This is a genomic window from Streptomyces sp. NPDC031365 (genome assembly GCF_055569765.1).
The window spans coordinates 1-16,991 of sequence record NZ_JBVIIM010000033.1 but is presented as its reverse complement, the minus strand read 5'-3'; the positions used below and the strand labels follow the sequence as shown (position 1 = coordinate 16,991).

Sequence of the window (16,991 nt, the reverse complement as noted above, 5' to 3'; positions counted from 1 at the left end):
GGACCGGACCCGTGGCGAGGGCGTGATCCGGCTGCGGGCACGCGCCGGGCCGAGATCGGCCACGTCCGGATCACACCCGGAGGCTGGAGAGCCGGAGCGGCTTCCGCCGGCTCGCCGAGGCCCGCGGGCTGGTCCCGGTGCAGGTCGACGAGGCCGAGCGGGACCGCCTGCTCAAGGCGCTCCAGGCGAACGCCGGGACCGCGGCCTTCTCCGGCGAGGCCCGCGGCCCGACGTCGGGGATGGACGGCGCCCGCTGCCCGGCGAAGGGGAATGGTTTCGCGGAGTGCCTGCCCGGGTCGGTACGATCGCACCCATGCGTGCGCTCCGGTATGGCGCCGCGACCACAGCCTGCAGTCAGGAGAGACCGGTGTCAGACGTCCGTGTGATCATCCATCGCGATTCCGAGCGGGAAGAACGCGTGGTGACGACGGGCACTACGGCCGCCGAGCTCTTCGCCGGCGAACGCTCGGTCATCGCCGCGCGCGTGGCCGGCGAGCTCAGGGACCTCTCCTACGAGGTCAAGGACGGCGAGACCGTCGAGGGTGTGGAGATCTCCTCCGAGGACGGTCTGAACATCCTGCGCCACTCCACCGCGCACGTCATGGCCCAGGCCGTGCAGGAGCTGTTCCCCGAGGCCAAGCTGGGCATCGGCCCGCCGGTACGGGACGGCTTCTACTACGACTTCGACGTGGAGAAGCCGTTCACGCCCGAGGATCTCAAGGCCGTCGAGAAGAAGATGCAGGAGATCCAGAAGCGCGGCCAGCGCTTCTCCCGCCGTGTCGTCACCGACGACGAGGCCCGCGAGGAGCTGGCGGACGAGCCGTACAAGCTGGAGCTGATCGGCCTCAAGGGCTCCGCCTCCCACGATGACGGCGCGGACGTCGAAGTCGGCGCCGGCGAGCTGACGATCTACGACAACCTGGATGCCAAGACCGGCGAGCTGTGCTGGAAGGACCTCTGCCGCGGCCCCCACCTGCCCACCACCCGCAACATCCCGGCGTTCAAGCTGATGCGCAACGCGGCCGCCTACTGGCGCGGCAGCGAGAAGAACCCGATGCTCCAGCGCATCTACGGCACCGCCTGGCCCTCCAAGGACGAGCTGAAGGCGCACCTGGAGTTCCTTGCCGAGGCCGAGAAGCGCGACCACCGCAAGCTCGGCAGCGAGCTCGACCTGTTCTCCATTCCGGAGCAGATCGGCTCCGGCCTCGCCGTCTTCCACCCCAAGGGCGGCATCATCCGCCGGGTCATGGAGGACTACTCGCGCCGGCGGCACGAGGAGGAGGGCTACGAGTTCGTCTACACCCCGCACGCGACGAAGGGGAAGCTCTTCGAGACCTCGGGCCACCTGGACTGGTATGCCGACGGCATGTACCCGCCCATGCAGCTCGACGAGGGCGTGGACTACTACCTCAAGCCCATGAACTGCCCGATGCACAACCTGATCTTCGACGCGCGCGGACGCTCCTACCGCGAACTGCCGCTGCGCCTGTTCGAGTTCGGGACGGTATACCGCTACGAGAAGTCGGGCGTGGTGCACGGCCTGACCCGCGCCCGCGGCTTCACGCAGGACGACGCGCACATCTACTGCACCCGCGAGCAGATGTCCGAGGAGCTCGACAAGACCCTTACGTTCGTCCTGAACCTGCTGCGCGACTACGGTCTGACCGACTTCTACCTGGAACTGTCCACCAAGGATCCGGAGAAGTTCGTCGGCTCCGACGAGGCGTGGGAAGAGGCCACGGAGACGCTGCGGCAGGTCGCCGAGAAGCAGGGCCTGCCCCTGGTCCCGGACCCGGGTGGCGCCGCCTTCTACGGCCCGAAGATCTCCGTCCAGACCAAGGACGCCATCGGCCGCACCTGGCAGATGTCGACCATCCAGCTCGACTTCAACCTGCCGGAGCGCTTCGACCTGGAGTACACCGCGGCGGACGGCTCCAAGACCCGCCCGGTCATGATCCACCGTGCGCTGTTCGGCTCCATCGAGCGGTTCTTCGCGGTGCTGCTCGAGCACTACGCGGGCGCGTTCCCGGCGTGGCTCGCCCCGGTACAGGCGGTGGGGATCCCGGTCGGTGACGCTCACGTGCGGTACCTGGAGGAGTTCGCGGGCGAGGCACGGCGGAAGGGGCTGCGCGTCGAGGTGGACGCCTCCTCGGACCGGATGCAGAAGAAGATCCGCACGCAGCAGAAGCAGAAGGTCCCGTTCATGATCATCGTCGGTGACGAGGACATGCACGCGGGCACGGTGTCGTTCCGCTATCGCGACGGTTCGCAGGAGAACGGCATTCCGCGTGACCAGGCGCTGGCGAAGCTCGTCGATGTGGTGGAGCGTCGCGCCCAGGTGTGACGTGGTCCCCGCCGACGCGGGCCCCCGGGCCCCCGGGACCTGTCCCGGGGGCCTTTTCCACGGCCCCCGGGTGACGCCATATGCTGCACGCATGACGAGCGAGCAGGAACAGCAGCTGGGAGTGGGAACGCCGGACGCGTTCCAGCGCTTGTGGACTCCGCACCGGATGGCCTACATCCAGGGCGAGAACAAGCCGAGCGGCCCGGGTGCCGACGACGGCTGCCCCTTCTGCTCCATTCCGGCCAAGTCCGACGAGGACGGGCTGATCCTGCGGCGTGGCGATCGGGTCTACGCGGTGCTCAACCTCTACCCGTACACGGGCGGCCATCTGATGACCGTGCCGTACCGGCACATCGCCGACTACACGGACCTCACCGTGGAGGAGACGACGGAACTCGCCGAACTCACCAAGCAGGCGATGACGGCACTGCGGACAGCGTCGGGCGCGCACGGCTTCAACATCGGCATGAACCAGGGCACGGTCGCGGGTGCGGGCATCGCCGCGCACCTGCACCAGCACGTCGTACCCCGCTGGGGCGGCGACACCAACTTCATGCCGGTGGTCGGCCACACGAAGGTGCTGCCCCAACTGCTGGCGGACACGCGGAAAATGCTCGCGGAGGCGTGGCCAGACTGAGCGTGCCGGCGCGGCCGGCGCCAACCAGCCCGTCCGGCGTCCGAGGGCGAGGCCGTGCAGGCCGAGGGAGGTCTGGGGCGCAGCCCTCAGGGACCGTGAGGTACCCCACCGCGCCCACCCCGCCCCACCGCCGGAGGCCTACGCGTCGTACAGGTCGGCCTTCTTCGGCGAAGCGTCCTGCACCGCCGTGCTGAGGAACGACGAGCGCGACCCGAACTTCTCCGTATCCACCCCGTTCTCCTTCAGTACCTTGATCGCCGCCGAGTGCACCACCCGCAGCACCGGCGCCGCCGCACGCAACGCGTCGTCCGCCATGAACCGGTGCCGCCACGGTTTGTCCGCCCACGCGTGCCGCAGGCCGAACGGCTCCGGCAGGGTCAGCTTGCCGCCCAGCCAGTACAGCAGCGGCGGGTACCAGGTCAGCGGTGCCCGGGCAGTCAGTCGTACCACCTCGTCCGAATCGACCAGGGGGAGCTTCACCTTCCGGGTCTCCCAGAACTTGATCGACTTCTGGACCTCCTTCTCCTTGGCCGCGGGCCCGCTGGTGAACAGCGAGTGCACCGGCCCCAGCGCGTGTCCCGTCACCTCGATGCGCAGCGTCTCGTGCAGCACGGTCACGGTGATCAGCATGGTGATCACCAGCTGGCCGTCCCACAGCGTCCACTGCACGCCCAGGTAGTGCCGGTCGCCGGCGCCGAACTGCTGCTTGTTGCAGATGTCCTGTATGGCGTGCGACTTGATCTGGTACGCCTCGACGTCCGTGCCCTCCGGCCGGGACACCGACGTGGCGTTCTCCCCGATCGGTGTGACGATCCAGTGCCGTACCGACGGCTTGGGGAAGCCGCCGGTGTGCAGCGGCCCGCGCTCCAGCATCCGCAGCCGGTCGTGAATGGCCCTGACGACGTCCCAGCTGCGGAACGGGTTGATCTCCCGGTCCTTGTCGGCCGGCACCAGCTCCTCGGCGAGCTGCCAGCTGCCCCAGCGGGTACCCATGCCGAGTATGCCCTTGGGCCCTGCGTAGAACACGGAGTTGGACTGCTGCTCGGCGCTGAGCCGGGCCAGGGACTGACGCAGCTGCTCGGCAGCCGTCTCGCCGGGGCTGGAGGGGACCGCCTCGGGCACCTTGGCGCCGACGCTGCTGCCGGAGAGCAGGCTGCTCCACCGCGCGCGCAGATCCGTCGCCGTGCGCTCGCAGATCCGCTTGGCCCAGAACCAGCCCACCACCGGGGCGATCACCGCCGCGCGCGCGTACCAGCCCCAGAACCCCTCGAACGGCATGCGGAGCAGGAACAGCACGGCGAGGGCGCCCACCGCGACCAGCAGGGTGGTGGCGAGCGCGCCGGCCCGTTTGTCCTCGCGCCGGGACATCGTCGTACGGATCTGGAAGACCAACAGCCATACGAGCAGACCGGGCAGGAAGAGCAGACCGCACAGGACCATGACGGCGCTCAGCCAGTTGTCCCGCTCGCGGCGGATGCGGTGTGCCGCCAGCGCGTGCTCCACCACCACCTGCGGCTGGGTGCCGAAGGACTGGATGAGCGGCGCTCGGCCGGAGCCCAGCATCCGGTCGATGACCGCCCTGGAGAACGCCTCACCCAGGTTGGGCCGGAACAGCTTGATCCGGGGCTTGCCGACCGCCGACTTGTGCCACTCGTTGTTGGCCTTGAGTATCTCGTCGGCCTCGTTGTCCCGGTAGGCCGCCGAGGCCAGCGCGAACGTCGGCGTCTGCCCCTCGTCGCCCGTGCGCGGTACCTGCGGACCGAAGAAATCCGCGTAACCGCTCTCAACGGTCATTCCCGCCCCCGATCGCCGCGACTGTCGTCTTGCGGCCTTCCCGACTTCCGTGCTGCGCACACCTGTTGATCAGGTCTTCAGCGTATCCGTAGCCGCGGGCATCCGGAGGTGGACCGCCCAAGCGGTCCACCGGTACGAAGTGAGGCGTTCCGAAGCAATCGGCGACGCGACACGTACGCGGGCGCCCGCGTGGCCTTCCCGCGAGCGCCCGGCGCCTGCTACGAGGCTTTGCGCGCCTCCTCCTTGACCCGTTCCGCGACCTGCGGCGGCATGGGTTCGTGCCGTGCGTACCGGCGGCTGAAGCGGGCGGTCCCGTGCGAGAGGGAGCGCAGGTCGACGGCGTAGTGGCCGATCTCGATCTCCGGGATCTCCGCCTTGATGAGGGTGCGCCCGCCGGTCGACTGCTCGGTGCCGAGCACCCTGCCGCGCCGGCCGGACAGGTCGCTCATCACGGGGCCGACGTAGTCGTCCCCGACGAGGACGCTCACTTCGGCGACCGGCTCCAGCAGATGGATCCGCGCGTCCGAGGCGGCCTCGCGCAGCGCCAGTGCCCCCGCCGTCTGGAACGCGGCGTCGGAGGAGTCCACCGAGTGCGCCTTGCCGTCCAGCAGGGTCACCCGCACGTCGATGAGCGGATGCCCGGCGGCGACCCCCTTGACGGCCTGTGCCCTGACGCCCTTCTCGACGGACGGGATGAACTGTCGCGGCACCGCGCCGCCGACCACCTTGTCCACGAACTCGATGCCCGAGCCGTTCGGCAGCGGCTCCACCTCGATCTCGCAGATGGCGAACTGCCCGTGCCCGCCGGACTGTTTGACGTGCCGGCCGCGCCCGGCCGCCTTGCCGCCGAAGGTCTCCCTGAGCGACACCTGGTGCGGTACGACGTCCACCTGGACGCCGTAACGGCTGCGCAGCCGCTCCAGGGCCACATCCGCGTGTGCCTCGCCGAGGCACCACAGCACCACCTGGTGGGTGTCCTGGTTCTGCTCCAGACGCATCGTCGGGTCCTCGGCCACCAATCGCGCCAGGCCCTGCGAGAGCTTGTCCTCGTCCGGCTTGCTGTGTGCCTCGATGGCGAGCGGCAGCAGTGGGTCGGGCATCTCCCAGGGTTCCATGAGCAGCGGGTCGTCCTTGGCGGACAGGGTGTCGCCGGTCTCCGCACGGCTCAGTTTCGCCACACACGCGAGATCGCCCGCGATGACGTGCGACACCGGCCGCTGCTGCTTGCCGAACGGCGTCGACAGGGCGCCGATCCGCTCGTCGACGTCGTGGTCCTCGTGTCCCCGGTCCGCCAGCCCGTGCCCGGAGACGTGGACGGTCTGGTCGGCGCGCAGGGTGCCGGAGAAGACCCGGATCAGGGAGATCCGGCCGACGTAGGGGTCGGAGGAGGTCTTGACCACCTCCGCCACCAGGGGGGCGTCGGGGTCGCACGGCCTGAGCTCGCGCGGCCTGCCGTCGACCGTGGTCACGTTCGGGGTGCCGTGCTCCAGCGGAGTCGGGAACCCGCCTGTGATCAACTCCAGCAGTTCGACCGTGCCGAGTCCCTGGCGGGCGCCCTCGGCGGCGGGTGCGGCGGGCAGAACGGGGAAGAACACCCCGCGCGCGACCGCCCGCTCCAGATCCTCGATGAGCGTCCCGACGTCCACCTGCTCACCGCCGAGATAGCGGTCCATGAGGGTCTCGTCCTCGCTCTCGGCGATGATCCCCTCGATCAGCCGGCCGCGGGCCTCCTCGATGAGGGGCAGCTGCTCCTCCCCGGGTTCGGACTCCTTGCGCTCGCCGCCGGAGTAGTCGAACAGTTTCTGCGAGAGCAGTCCGATCAGACCGTGCACGGGTGCGTGCCCGTCGGGCCCCTCGGGGCCGTGCAGCGGCAGGTACAGCGGCAGCACGGCGTCGGGGTCGTCCCCGCCGAATGCCTCCGCACAGACGCGGGTCATCTCCTCGAAGTCCGCGCGGGCCGCCTCCAGGTGCGTGACGACGATGGCGCGCGGCATGCCGACCGCCGCGCATTCGTCCCAGACCACGCGGGTCGAGCCGTCCACGCCGTCCGAGGCCGAGACGACGAAGAGGGCCGCGTCCGCCGCTCGCAGACCGGCCCTGAGTTCCCCGACGAAGTCGGCGTATCCGGGGGTGTCCAGTACGTTGATCTTGATGCCGTCCCATGCGAGCGGCACCAGGGAGAGCTGTACCGAGCGTTGCTGCCGGTGCTCGATGTCGTCGTAGTCGGAGACGGTGCCGCCGTCCTCCACGCGGCCCGCCCTGTTCACGGCCCCCGCGGTCAGCGCGAGAGCCTCCACCAGGGTCGTCTTGCCCGATCCGGAGTGGCCGACCAGCACCACATTCCGTACGGACGTGGGGTGGTCGGCCGCCTGCGCCCTGCCGGCGGCCCCGGGGTGTGTGTGCGCCTTGTCGCCCATGATCCTGCCTCCCGTGCACGGTGAGGTCACTGTGGGCGCGGACCCGCGGAATCCGCGTGCGGTGCGGCTCCGGCGACGCCCGCGGTCATTCGAGCTTTCCACTCCCGTCACGGTGCGTCCATACGAACGACGCGATCCCGGCACTCCTCCCTGCTCACGGCGTGTGGACGGAACGTCGGAGCGGTACCCCGCGCGTGCGCCCGTCGGGGGGGGGGGGGGGGGGGGGGGGAGAGAACCCCCCCCCCCCCCCCCCCCCCCCCCCCCCCCCCCCCCCCCCCCCCCCTCCCCCCCCCCGACCCCCGTACCACCCCGAGGTCCTCGCCCGCGTGCGCGTCCTCGCCACACGGTGCACTGCCATGGCTGTGGGGGTACGGCAGTCGCCGGGGCGTACGCGTGACTACGATTGGGCCCGCCGGTGGCCAGCAGGGCCGCGCGGCCACACCGACCGTCGGGAAGGCCATGCTGAACAAGTACGCGCGTGCATTCTTCACGCGTGTCCTCACACCGTTCGCCGCGTTTCTCATCCGGCGGGGGGTCAGCCCGGACACGGTCACGCTCATCGGCACCGCCGGTGTGGTCGCGGGCGCGCTGGTCTTCTACCCCAGGGGGGAGTTCTTCTGGGGCACGGTCGTCATCACACTGTTCGTGTTCTCCGACCTGGTCGACGGCAACATGGCCCGCCAACTCGGCCGGTCCAGCCGCTGGGGGGCCTTCCTGGACTCCACCCTGGACCGGGTCGCCGACGGGGCGGTCTTCGGCGGCTTCGCCCTGTGGTACGCGGGCGGCGGCGACAACAACACCCTCTGCGCGGTGTCGATCTTCTGCCTGGCCAGTGGCCAGGTGGTGTCGTACACCAAGGCGCGCGGGGAGTCGATCGGTCTGCCGGTCGCCGTCAACGGCCTGGTCGAGCGGGCCGAGCGGCTGGTCGTCTCTCTGGTCGCGGCAGGTCTCGCGGGCCTGCACGCCTTCGGTGTGCCCGGCATCCACCACCTGCTGCCGGTGGCCCTGTGGATCGTCGCCGTGGGCAGCCTGGTCACGCTGATCCAGCGGGTCGTCACCGTGCGCCGGGAGTCCGCCGAGGCCGAGGCCGCCGAGACGCAGGAGGCCCGGGGGAGCGAGGCCGCGACGTGAGCGCCCAGGAACGGCTCACCGACGCCCTCTACGGCGCCGGCTGGGGCACCGTCAAGTCACTCCCCGAGCCGGTCGCCGTGCGCCTCGGCAGGACCATCGCCGACCTCGCCTGGAAGCGGCGCGGCAAGGGCGTACTCCGGCTGGAGGGCAACTACGCGCGCGTCGTGCCGGACGCGGGGCCCGAACGGCTCGCCGAACTCTCCCGTGCGGGCATGCGGTCGTATCTGCGCTACTGGATGGAGTCCTTCCGGCTGCCCGCCTGGAGTGCCGAGCGCATCGCGGACGGCGTCGACATCAAGGACCTCCACCGGCTGACCGACGGCATGACGGCCGGCAAGGGCGTCGTCCTCGCGCTGCCGCACCTCGCCAATTGGGACCTCGCCGGCGCCTGGGCCACCACGAAGCTGGGCATACCGTTCACCACCGTCGCCGAGCGCCTGAAGCCGGAGACGCTGTACGACCGGTTCGTCGCCTACCGCGAGGGCCTCGGCATGGAGGTGCTCCCGCACAGCGGCGGCTCCGCCTTCGGCACCCTGGCCCGGCGGCTGCGCGGCGGCGGGCTGGTCTGTCTGGTCGCCGACCGCGACCTGTCCTCCTCCGGCGTCGAGGTCGACTTCTTCGGCGAGACCGCCCGAATGCCGGCCGGCCCCGCCCTGCTGGCCCAGCAGACCGGAGCCCGGCTGATGCCGGTGACCCTGTGGTACGACGACTCGCCGGTGATGAAGGGCCGGGTCCATCCGCCGGTCGAGGTCCCGGGGGCAGGTACACGGCTTGAGAAGACGTCTGTCATGACACAGGCGCTGGCCGACGCCTTCGCCACGGGCATCGCCGAGCATCCGGAGGACTGGCACATGCTGCAGCGTCTGTGGCTGAAGGACCTCGACCCCGCGCGGGATACCGCGACGGCCCCCGAGAAGGACCGGAAGGGGACCCCGTGAGGATCGGCATCGTCTGCCCGTACTCCTGGGACGTACCGGGCGGCGTCCAGTTCCACATCCGTGACCTGGCCGAGTACTTCATCCGCCTCGGTCATCACGTGTCCGTCCTCGCCCCGGCCGACGACGACACCCCGCTGCCGCCCTACGTCGTCTCGGCCGGCCGTGCGGTGCCCGTGCCGTACAACGGCTCGGTGGCCCGGCTCAACTTCGGCTTCCTGTCCGCCGCGCGGGTACGGCGCTGGCTGCACGAGGGCGCCTTCGACGTCGTCCACATCCATGAGCCGACCTCGCCCTCGCTCGGCCTGCTGACGTGCTGGGCGGCCGAAGGACCGATCGTCGCGACCTTCCACACCTCCAACCCGCGCTCCCGCGCGATGATCGCCGCGTACGCGATCCTCCAGGCCGCCCTGGAGAAGATCAGCGCGCGGATCGCGGTGAGCGAGTACGCCCGGCGCACCCTGGTGGAGCATCTGGGCGGTGATGCGGTGGTCATCCCCAACGGGGTCGACGTCGACTTCTTCGCCAAGGCCGAGCCCCGGCCCGAATGGCAGGGCGACACCATCGGCTTCGTCGGCCGTATCGACGAGCCCCGGAAAGGGCTGCCGGTGCTGATGAGGGCGCTGCCGAAGATACTCGCCGCCCGCCCGCAGACGCGGCTGCTGGTCGCCGGCCGGGGCGACGAGAAGGAGGCGGTCGAGTCGCTGCCCAGGGAGCTGCGGCCGCGTGTGGAGTTCCTCGGCATGGTCAGCGACGAGGACAAGGCCCGCTTCCTGCGCAGTGTCGACGTGTACGTGGCGCCCAACACCGGCGGTGAGAGTTTCGGCATCATCCTGGTCGAGGCGATGTCCGCGGGCGCGCCGGTGCTCGCCTCCGACCTCGACGCGTTCGCCCAGGTCCTCGACCGGGGTGCGGCGGGCGAGCTGTTCGCCAACGAGGACGCGGACGCGCTCGCCGAGGCCGCGCTGCGGCTCCTTCGTGATCCGGAGCGCCGCGCGGAACTGCGTGAGCGCGGCAGCGCCCACGTCCGCCGCTTCGACTGGTCGACGGTCGGCGCGGACATCCTGTCGGTGTACGAGACGGTGACGGCGGGCGCGGCGGCGGTCGCGGCGGACGACCGGGCGACGGGACTCAGGGCCCGGCTGGGCCTGGCCAGGGACTGAGGCAGGGCGACCCGCCCGCCATGGGGTTCCCCGCCCGGCTGAAGCCGGGAGCGGGGTGCCTGAGGGGCCCGTCCCGGGCCGACGGGGAGTGCCCGTGCTGTCCGGAGCGTGGGGCGTCCGGAGGGGGTCGTTGGACCGCGGGGGTCCGCGTGGCGGTGCCGTCCGGTCGTGTGGGAGTCCGGAGGGTGGCGTCCGGGCCGGAGGGCGGTGCCGTCCGGGCCCAGTGGGGTCCTGGGACGTGGCCCCACGGACGGCACCGACCGCCGGCGGTACTAGCCTTGCCGCCCGTGACCGCAACCCTCATCTGGATCCTCGTCGCCCTCGTCGCCATCGGCCTCTATCTGAGCTGGACGGCGGGGCGGCTGGACCGGCTGCACGCCCGTATCGACGCCGCCCGCGCAGCGCTCGACGCGCAGCTGCTGCGCCGTGCCTCCGTGGCCCAGGAACTGGCCACCGCGGGGGTGCTCGACCCCGCCGCCTCGATCGTGCTCTACGAGGCCGCGCACGCCGCGCGGCAGGCCGTCGAGGAACAGCGCGAGGTCGCCGAGAGCGAGTTGACCCAGGCGCTGCGCGCGGTCTTCGCGGACGCGCCGCAGGTGGACGCGGTCAAGGAGGCGCCCGGGGGAGAGGACGCGGCCCTGGAGCTCGCCGAGGCGGTCCGCAGGGTGCCGATGGCCCGCCGCTTCCACAACGACACCGTCCGGGCCGCACGGGCCCTGCGACGCCACCGCAAGGTGCGCTGGTTCCGGCTGGCCGGGCACGCGCCCTTCCCGATGGCCTTCGAGATGGACGACGAGCCCCCGGCCGCCCTGGTCGAACGGGCGGCATAGAGGGCGGGATCCGGGCACGCGGCAGACCGCCGTCGCCCGAAAAGGATCCACCGGCTTCCCATTGGCCCTTGCTGTGGCCTGGTCCCTTCACGTTTCCTCAGTGCTGCAGAAACCCCCCTTTCCCCCTCAGCGAGGTCATTCGTGTCCAGCACGCTCTCCGAAAACCAGGGTCCCGAGACCGGCACCGCGCGCGTGAAGCGCGGCATGGCCGAGCAGCTCAAGGGCGGCGTGATCATGGACGTCGTCACTCCGGAGCAGGCGAAGATCGCCGAGGACGCCGGAGCCGTCGCCGTCATGGCCCTGGAGCGGGTCCCGGCCGACATCCGCAAGGACGGCGGTGTGGCCCGCATGTCCGACCCGGACATGATCGAGGGCATCATCGGCGCGGTGTCCATCCCCGTGATGGCCAAGTCCCGCATCGGCCACTTCGTCGAGGCCCAGGTCCTGCAGTCGCTCGGCGTCGACTACATCGACGAGTCCGAGGTCCTCACCCCGGCCGACGAGGTCAACCACTCCGACAAGTGGGCCTTCACCACCCCCTTCGTCTGCGGTGCCACCAACCTGGGCGAGGCCCTGCGCCGCATCGCCGAGGGCGCCGCCATGATCCGCTCCAAGGGCGAGGCCGGCACCGGCAACGTCGTCGAGGCCGTCCGCCACCTGCGCCAGATCAAGAACGAGATCGCCAGGCTGCGCGGCTACGACAACAACGAGCTGTACGCCGCCGCCAAGGAGCTGCGCGCCCCGTACGAGCTGGTCAAGGAGGTCGCCGAGCTGGGCAAGCTCCCCGTCGTCCTGTTCTCCGCCGGTGGTGTGGCCACCCCGGCCGACGCCGCGCTGATGCGCCAGCTCGGCGCCGAGGGCGTCTTCGTCGGCTCCGGCATCTTCAAGTCCGGCGACCCCGCCAAGCGTGCCGCCGCCATCGTCAAGGCGACCACCTTCTACGACGACCCGAAGATCATCGCGGAGGCCTCCCGCAACCTCGGCGAGGCCATGGTCGGCATCAACTGCGACACCCTGCCCGAGACCGAGCGCTACGCCAACCGCGGCTGGTGACCGTGGTCATCGGTGTCCTGGCCCTCCAGGGCGACGTACGGGAGCACCTCGTCGCCCTGGCCGCGGCCGGCGCCGTGGCCAGGCCGGTCAGGCGTCCCGAGGAACTCGCCGAGGTCGACGGTCTGGTCATCCCCGGCGGCGAGTCCACCACGATCTCCAAGCTGGCCGTCCTGTTCGGGCTGATGGAGCCCCTCCGCGCGCGCGTGCGGGGCGGCATGCCCGTGTACGGCACCTGCGCCGGCATGATCATGCTGGCCGACAAGATCCTCGACCCCCGTTCCGGCCAGGAGACCGTCGGCGGCATCGACATGATCGTGCGCCGCAACGCCTTCGGACGGCAGAACGAGTCCTTCGAGGCCGCGGTCGACGTCAAGGGCGTCCCGGGGGAGCCGGTCGAGGGCGTCTTCATCCGCGCACCCTGGGTGGAGTCCGTCGGTGCCGGGGCCGAGGTGCTCGCCGAGCACGGCGGTCACATCGTCGCGGTCCGCCAGGGCAACGCCCTGGCCACGTCGTTCCATCCGGAACTGACCGGCGACCACCGTGTGCACGCCCTGTTCGTCGACATGGCACACGCGAAACGGACGGCCGAGTCCTTGTAGGATTCCTGCGTTCGTTGCAGAGATGGGTTACGCGAAGGAGACAGGCAGATGTCCGGCCACTCTAAATGGGCCACGACGAAGCACAAGAAGGCCGTGATCGATGCCAAGCGCGGCAAGCTCTTCGCGAAGCTGATCAAGAACATCGAGGTCGCCGCGCGTATGGGCGGCGTCGACCTGGACGGCAACCCCACGCTCTACGACGCCGTCCAGAAGGCCAAGAAGCAGTCGGTGCCGAACAAGAACATCGACTCTGCCATCAAGCGCGGTGGCGGTCTCGAGGCCGGTGGTGCCGAATACGAGACGATCATGTACGAGGGCTACGGTCCGAACGGTGTCGCGGTGCTCATCGAGTGCCTCACCGACAACCGCAACCGCGCGGCCTCGGACGTGCGCGTCGCGATGACCCGCAACGGCGGCTCCATGGCCGACCCGGGCTCGGTGTCGTACCTGTTCAACCGCAAGGGCGTGGTGATCGTCCCCAAGGGCGAGCTGAGCGAGGACGACGTCCTCACCGCCGTCCTGGACGCGGGTGCCGAGGAGGTCAATGACCTCGGCGAGTCCTTCGAGGTGCTCAGCGAGGCCACCGACCTGGTCGCCGTGCGCACCGCCCTGCAGGGCGCCGGGATCGACTACGACTCCGCCGAGGCCAACTTCGTCCCGACCATGCAGGTCGAGCTGGACGAGGAGGGCGCCAAGAAGATCTTCAAGCTCATCGACGCCCTGGAGGACAGCGACGACGTGCAGAACGTCTTCGCCAACTTCGACGTGAGTGACGAGATCATGGAGAAGGTCGACGCGTAGCGCCGGCTGCCCGCAGACGCTTCCGGTGGGCCCGTGGGGGCGTGTCCCCACGGGCCCACCGCGTCTGTCAGTGGCAGCCGTTAGCCTGGCGTACGTCAAAGATCACCGTCCCCGGGCCGCAGCCATCGCTTGAGGAACCCCGACGGCGATCGACCAGGTCCGCGAGAGCGGCGGCGGTTCAGCCGCAGAGGGGAGCCGGCGGGTGCGGGTACTGGGAGTGGACCCGGGGCTGACCCGGTGCGGTGTGGGCGTCGTGGAAGGCGTGGCCGGTCGGCCGCTCACCATGCTCGGTGTGGGAGTGGTCCGCACGCCGGCGGACGCCGGCCTCGGTCAGCGCCTCGTCGCCGTGGAGCAGGGCCTCGAACAGTGGCTGGACGAGCACCGGCCCGATTGCGTCGCCGTGGAGCGCGTCTTCAGCCAGCACAACGTCCGTACGGTGATGGGCACCGCCCAGGCGAGCGCGGTGGCGATCCTGTGCGCCTCCCGCCGCGGCATCCCCGTCGCCCTGCACACGCCCAGCGAGGTCAAGGCCGCCGTCACCGGCTCGGGCCGCGCCGACAAGGCGCAGGTCGGCGCCATGGTCACCCGGCTGCTGCGGCTCGACGCACCGCCGAAGCCCGCCGACGCCGCCGACGCGCTCGCGCTCGCCATCTGCCACATCTGGCGGGCCCCCGCCCAGAACCGGCTCCAGCAGGCCGTCGCCCTGCACGCCTCGAAAGCCTCCCGCGTACCGCAAGCCCCGCATGCATCGAAAGGCCGTACGGCATGATCGCCTTCGTCAGCGGCACGGTCGCCGCCCTCGCCCCCGACACCGCGGTCGTCGAGGTCGGCGGTGTCGGCATGGCCGTCCGGTGCACGCCGGGCACCCTGTCCGCACTCCGTGTCGGCAAGCCCGCGAGACTCGCCACCTCCCTCGTCGTCCGCGAGGACTCCCTGACCCTGTACGGCTTCGCCGACGACGACGAGCGCCAGGTCTTCGAGCTGCTCCAGACCGCCACCGGCGTCGGCCCCCGGCTGGCCCAGGCGATGCTCGCCGTGCACGCCCCCGACGCCCTGCGCCGAGCCGTCGCCACCGGGGACGAGAAGGCGTTGACGGCCGTCCCCGGCATCGGGAAGAAGGGTGCCCAGAAGCTGCTCCTGGAGCTGAAGGACCGCCTCGGCGAACCGGTCGGCGCCCCCGCCGTCGGCGCACCGGTCACCACCGGCTGGCGCGACCAGTTGCACGCCGCTCTGATCGGCCTCGGGTACGCGACCCGCGAAGCCGACGAGGCGGTGTCCGCGGTCGCGCCCCAGGCGGAGGCCGCCAAGGGCACCCCGCAGGTGGGGCAGCTGCTGAAGGCCGCCCTGCAGACGCTGAACCGCGCCCGATAGCCCGCGCCCGATAGCCCGTACGGAGAGCTGAGGCACACGCACATGAACTGGGACGACACGACCGACACCTCCGACGGGGAGCGGCTCGTCGGTCCGTCCGCCGACCGGGAGGACCAGGCCGTCGAGGCCGCCCTGCGCCCCAAGGACCTGGGCGAGTTCATCGGCCAGGAGAAGGTCCGTGAGCAGCTGGACCTCGTCCTGCGCGCCGCCCGCGCGCGTGGTGCCACCGCCGACCACGTGCTGCTCTCCGGCGCCCCCGGCCTCGGCAAGACCACCCTGTCGATGATCATCGCGGCCGAGATGGAAGCCCCCATCCGGATCACCTCGGGCCCCGCCATCCAGCACGCCGGCGACCTCGCGGCGATCCTCTCCTCCCTCCAGGAGGGCGAGGTCCTCTTCCTCGACGAGATCCACCGCATGTCGCGGCCCGCCGAGGAGATGCTCTACATGGCGATGGAGGACTTCCGCGTCGACGTCATCGTCGGCAAGGGCCCCGGAGCCACCGCCATCCCCCTCGAACTTCCCCCCTTCACCCTGGTCGGCGCCACCACCCGGGCCGGTCTGCTGCCGCCCCCGCTGCGTGACCGCTTCGGTTTCACGGCGCACATGGAGTTCTACGAGCCGGCCGAGCTGGAGCGGGTCGTCCACCGCTCGGCGAGCCTGCTCGACGTGGAGATCGAGCCGGACGGCGCCGCGGAGATCGCCGGCCGCTCCCGTGGCACGCCCCGCATCGCCAACCGTCTGCTGCGCCGCGTCCGGGACTACGCGCAGGTCAAGGCCGACGGACTGATCACCAAGGACATCGCCGCGGCGGCCCTCGCCGTCTACGAGGTCGACGCCCGGGGACTGGACAGGCTGGACCGGGGGGTGCTCGAGGCCCTGCTCAAGCTGTTCGGGGGCGGACCGGTCGGCCTGTCCACGCTCGCTGTCGCGGTGGGGGAGGAGCGTGAGACCGTGGAGGAGGTGGCAGAGCCTTTCCTGGTACGGGAGGGACTGCTCGCCCGCACCCCCCGCGGACGGGTCGCCACCCCGGCGGCGTGGGCGCATCTCGGCCTCACACCGCCCCGCTCGCAGGCCGCCGGAAACGGACAAGGGAACCTGTTCGGGGCGTGAGAGCGAGGGCACTGGCCCAGGCAGGAACCCGGGTGCCATGCTGAGCGTTGTTCCCTTGGTGCGGACTCGCTTAGACTCCGCCGATGCCACCGTTGTCGGCGGCATCACATACCCCCAACCATCAGGCCGTTCACCATCGCGGTCGTGTGAAGGAAGTTCCGACCCGTGAGTCTCCTGACCCTCCTCCCGTTCATTGTGCTCATCGGGGCCATGTTCCTGATGACCCGGTCGGCCAAGAAGAAGCAGCAGCAGGCCATCGACATGCGGAACCAGATGCAGCCCGGTTCCGGCGTCCGCACCATCGGGGGCATGTACGCCACGGTCAAGGAGGTCAGCGAGGACACGGTCCTCCTCGACGCCGGCCCGGGTGTGGAGCTGCTGTTCGCCAAGAACTCGATCGGTGCCGTCCTGACCGACGAGGAGTACAACCGCATCGTGCACGGCATCGAACACGACCTGAAGTCCGATGCCGACGTCGTCCCCGACGACGCTTCCTCTCTCACCGAGACCGACGACTCCTCCGACGCTGCCGCCGTCTCCGACGACACGCCTGTCGACCTCGGCAAGAAGGACGCGGCCGACGAGCCGGCCGACGCCGACACCGCTGACACCGCCGGCGAGGCGAAGGCGGACGCGCAGTCGAAGAAGTCCGAGGGCGACTCCGACGCGAAGTAGTCATGTCCCGGGGGGGGGGGGGGGGGGGGGGGGGGGGGGGGGGGGGGGGGGGGGGGGGGGGGGGGGGGGGGGGAGGGCGGGGGGGGGGGGGGGGCGACCGGCAACTGCCCGAGAAAGGGGGGACGAGG

The 16,991-nt window shown here is 70.9% G+C and carries 15 protein-coding genes; 13 read left to right on the top strand and 2 right to left on the bottom strand.

Annotated features, from left to right (window positions below):
• Positions 1 to 367 precede the first annotated feature (367 nt).
• Together thrS and ACZ5C2_RS32815 are read left to right on the top strand one after the other, a co-directional pair.
• Positions 368 to 2,344, top strand: a complete 1,977-nt coding sequence (thrS, locus tag ACZ5C2_RS32820; protein ID WP_468799511.1) for a threonine--tRNA ligase — start codon at positions 368 to 370, stop codon at positions 2,342 to 2,344.
• A 91-nt stretch (positions 2,345 to 2,435) separates the two neighbouring features.
• On the top strand, positions 2,436 to 2,981 hold the full coding sequence (locus ACZ5C2_RS32815; RefSeq protein WP_468799509.1) for an HIT family protein: 546 nt from the start codon (positions 2,436 to 2,438) through the stop codon (positions 2,979 to 2,981).
• Positions 2,982 to 3,119: 138 nt separating this feature from the next.
• Here ACZ5C2_RS32815 and ACZ5C2_RS32810 read toward each other — a convergent pair whose 3' ends face one another.
• Complete coding sequence (locus ACZ5C2_RS32810) at positions 3,120 to 4,775, bottom strand: hypothetical protein (protein ID WP_468799507.1); 1,656 nt, start codon at positions 4,773 to 4,775, stop codon at positions 3,120 to 3,122.
• A gap of 218 nt (positions 4,776 to 4,993) precedes the next feature.
• Positions 4,994 to 7,192, bottom strand: coding sequence for an elongation factor G-like protein EF-G2 (locus ACZ5C2_RS32805; RefSeq protein ID WP_468799505.1), 2,199 nt, complete (start codon positions 7,190 to 7,192; stop codon positions 4,994 to 4,996).
• Positions 7,193 to 7,651: 459 nt separating this feature from the next.
• Here ACZ5C2_RS32805 and pgsA point away from each other — a divergent pair, with 459 nt between their 5' ends.
• The 11 genes from pgsA to yajC all read left to right on the top strand — a co-directional run bounded on the left by pgsA (position 7,652) and on the right by yajC (position 16,863).
• Positions 7,652 to 8,323: a phosphatidylinositol phosphate synthase gene (gene pgsA, locus ACZ5C2_RS32800; protein WP_468799629.1), complete on the top strand. Its 672-nt coding sequence runs from the start codon at positions 7,652 to 7,654 to the stop codon at positions 8,321 to 8,323.
• On the top strand, positions 8,320 to 9,261 hold the full coding sequence (locus ACZ5C2_RS32795) for a phosphatidylinositol mannoside acyltransferase (protein ID WP_468799503.1): 942 nt from the start codon (positions 8,320 to 8,322) through the stop codon (positions 9,259 to 9,261). Before pgsA ends, ACZ5C2_RS32795 begins: the two co-directional genes overlap by 4 nt.
• A complete protein-coding gene (locus ACZ5C2_RS32790) occupies positions 9,258 to 10,421 on the top strand; it encodes a glycosyltransferase family 4 protein (protein ID WP_468799501.1) in 1,164 nt (387 codons plus the stop codon). The genes ACZ5C2_RS32795 and ACZ5C2_RS32790 overlap by 4 nt, the downstream gene beginning before the upstream one ends.
• A 287-nt stretch (positions 10,422 to 10,708) precedes the next feature.
• Entirely contained in the window at positions 10,709 to 11,251 is a 543-nt protein-coding gene (locus ACZ5C2_RS32785; protein ID WP_468799499.1) for a hypothetical protein, read from the top strand.
• Positions 11,252 to 11,392: 141 nt separating this feature from the next.
• Positions 11,393 to 12,304 (top strand): pyridoxal 5'-phosphate synthase lyase subunit PdxS, encoded by a 912-nt coding sequence (gene pdxS / locus ACZ5C2_RS32780; RefSeq protein WP_468799497.1) that lies wholly within the window; start codon positions 11,393 to 11,395, stop codon positions 12,302 to 12,304.
• Entirely contained in the window at positions 12,298 to 12,903 is a 606-nt protein-coding gene (pdxT, locus tag ACZ5C2_RS32775; RefSeq protein WP_468799627.1) for a pyridoxal 5'-phosphate synthase glutaminase subunit PdxT, read from the top strand. Before pdxS ends, pdxT begins: the two co-directional genes overlap by 7 nt.
• Positions 12,904 to 12,951: 48 nt before the next feature.
• Positions 12,952 to 13,704 carry a YebC/PmpR family DNA-binding transcriptional regulator gene (locus ACZ5C2_RS32770; protein ID WP_468799495.1) on the top strand — a complete coding sequence of 251 codons (753 nt, stop codon included), beginning with the start codon at positions 12,952 to 12,954 and terminating at the stop codon, positions 13,702 to 13,704.
• A 202-nt stretch (positions 13,705 to 13,906) separates the two neighbouring features.
• Entirely contained in the window at positions 13,907 to 14,473 is a 567-nt protein-coding gene (ruvC, locus tag ACZ5C2_RS32765) for a crossover junction endodeoxyribonuclease RuvC (protein ID WP_468799493.1), read from the top strand.
• Complete coding sequence (gene ruvA, locus ACZ5C2_RS32760) at positions 14,470 to 15,075, top strand: Holliday junction branch migration protein RuvA (protein WP_468799491.1); 606 nt, start codon at positions 14,470 to 14,472, stop codon at positions 15,073 to 15,075. Before ruvC ends, ruvA begins: the two co-directional genes overlap by 4 nt.
• Before the next feature lie 42 nt (positions 15,076 to 15,117).
• A complete protein-coding gene (ruvB, locus tag ACZ5C2_RS32755) occupies positions 15,118 to 16,188 on the top strand; it encodes a Holliday junction branch migration DNA helicase RuvB (protein WP_468799489.1) in 1,071 nt (356 codons plus the stop codon).
• A gap of 165 nt (positions 16,189 to 16,353) precedes the next feature.
• Positions 16,354 to 16,863, top strand: a complete 510-nt coding sequence (gene yajC / locus ACZ5C2_RS32750) for a preprotein translocase subunit YajC (RefSeq protein ID WP_468799487.1) — start codon at positions 16,354 to 16,356, stop codon at positions 16,861 to 16,863.
• Positions 16,864 to 16,991: the final 128 nt, after the last annotated feature.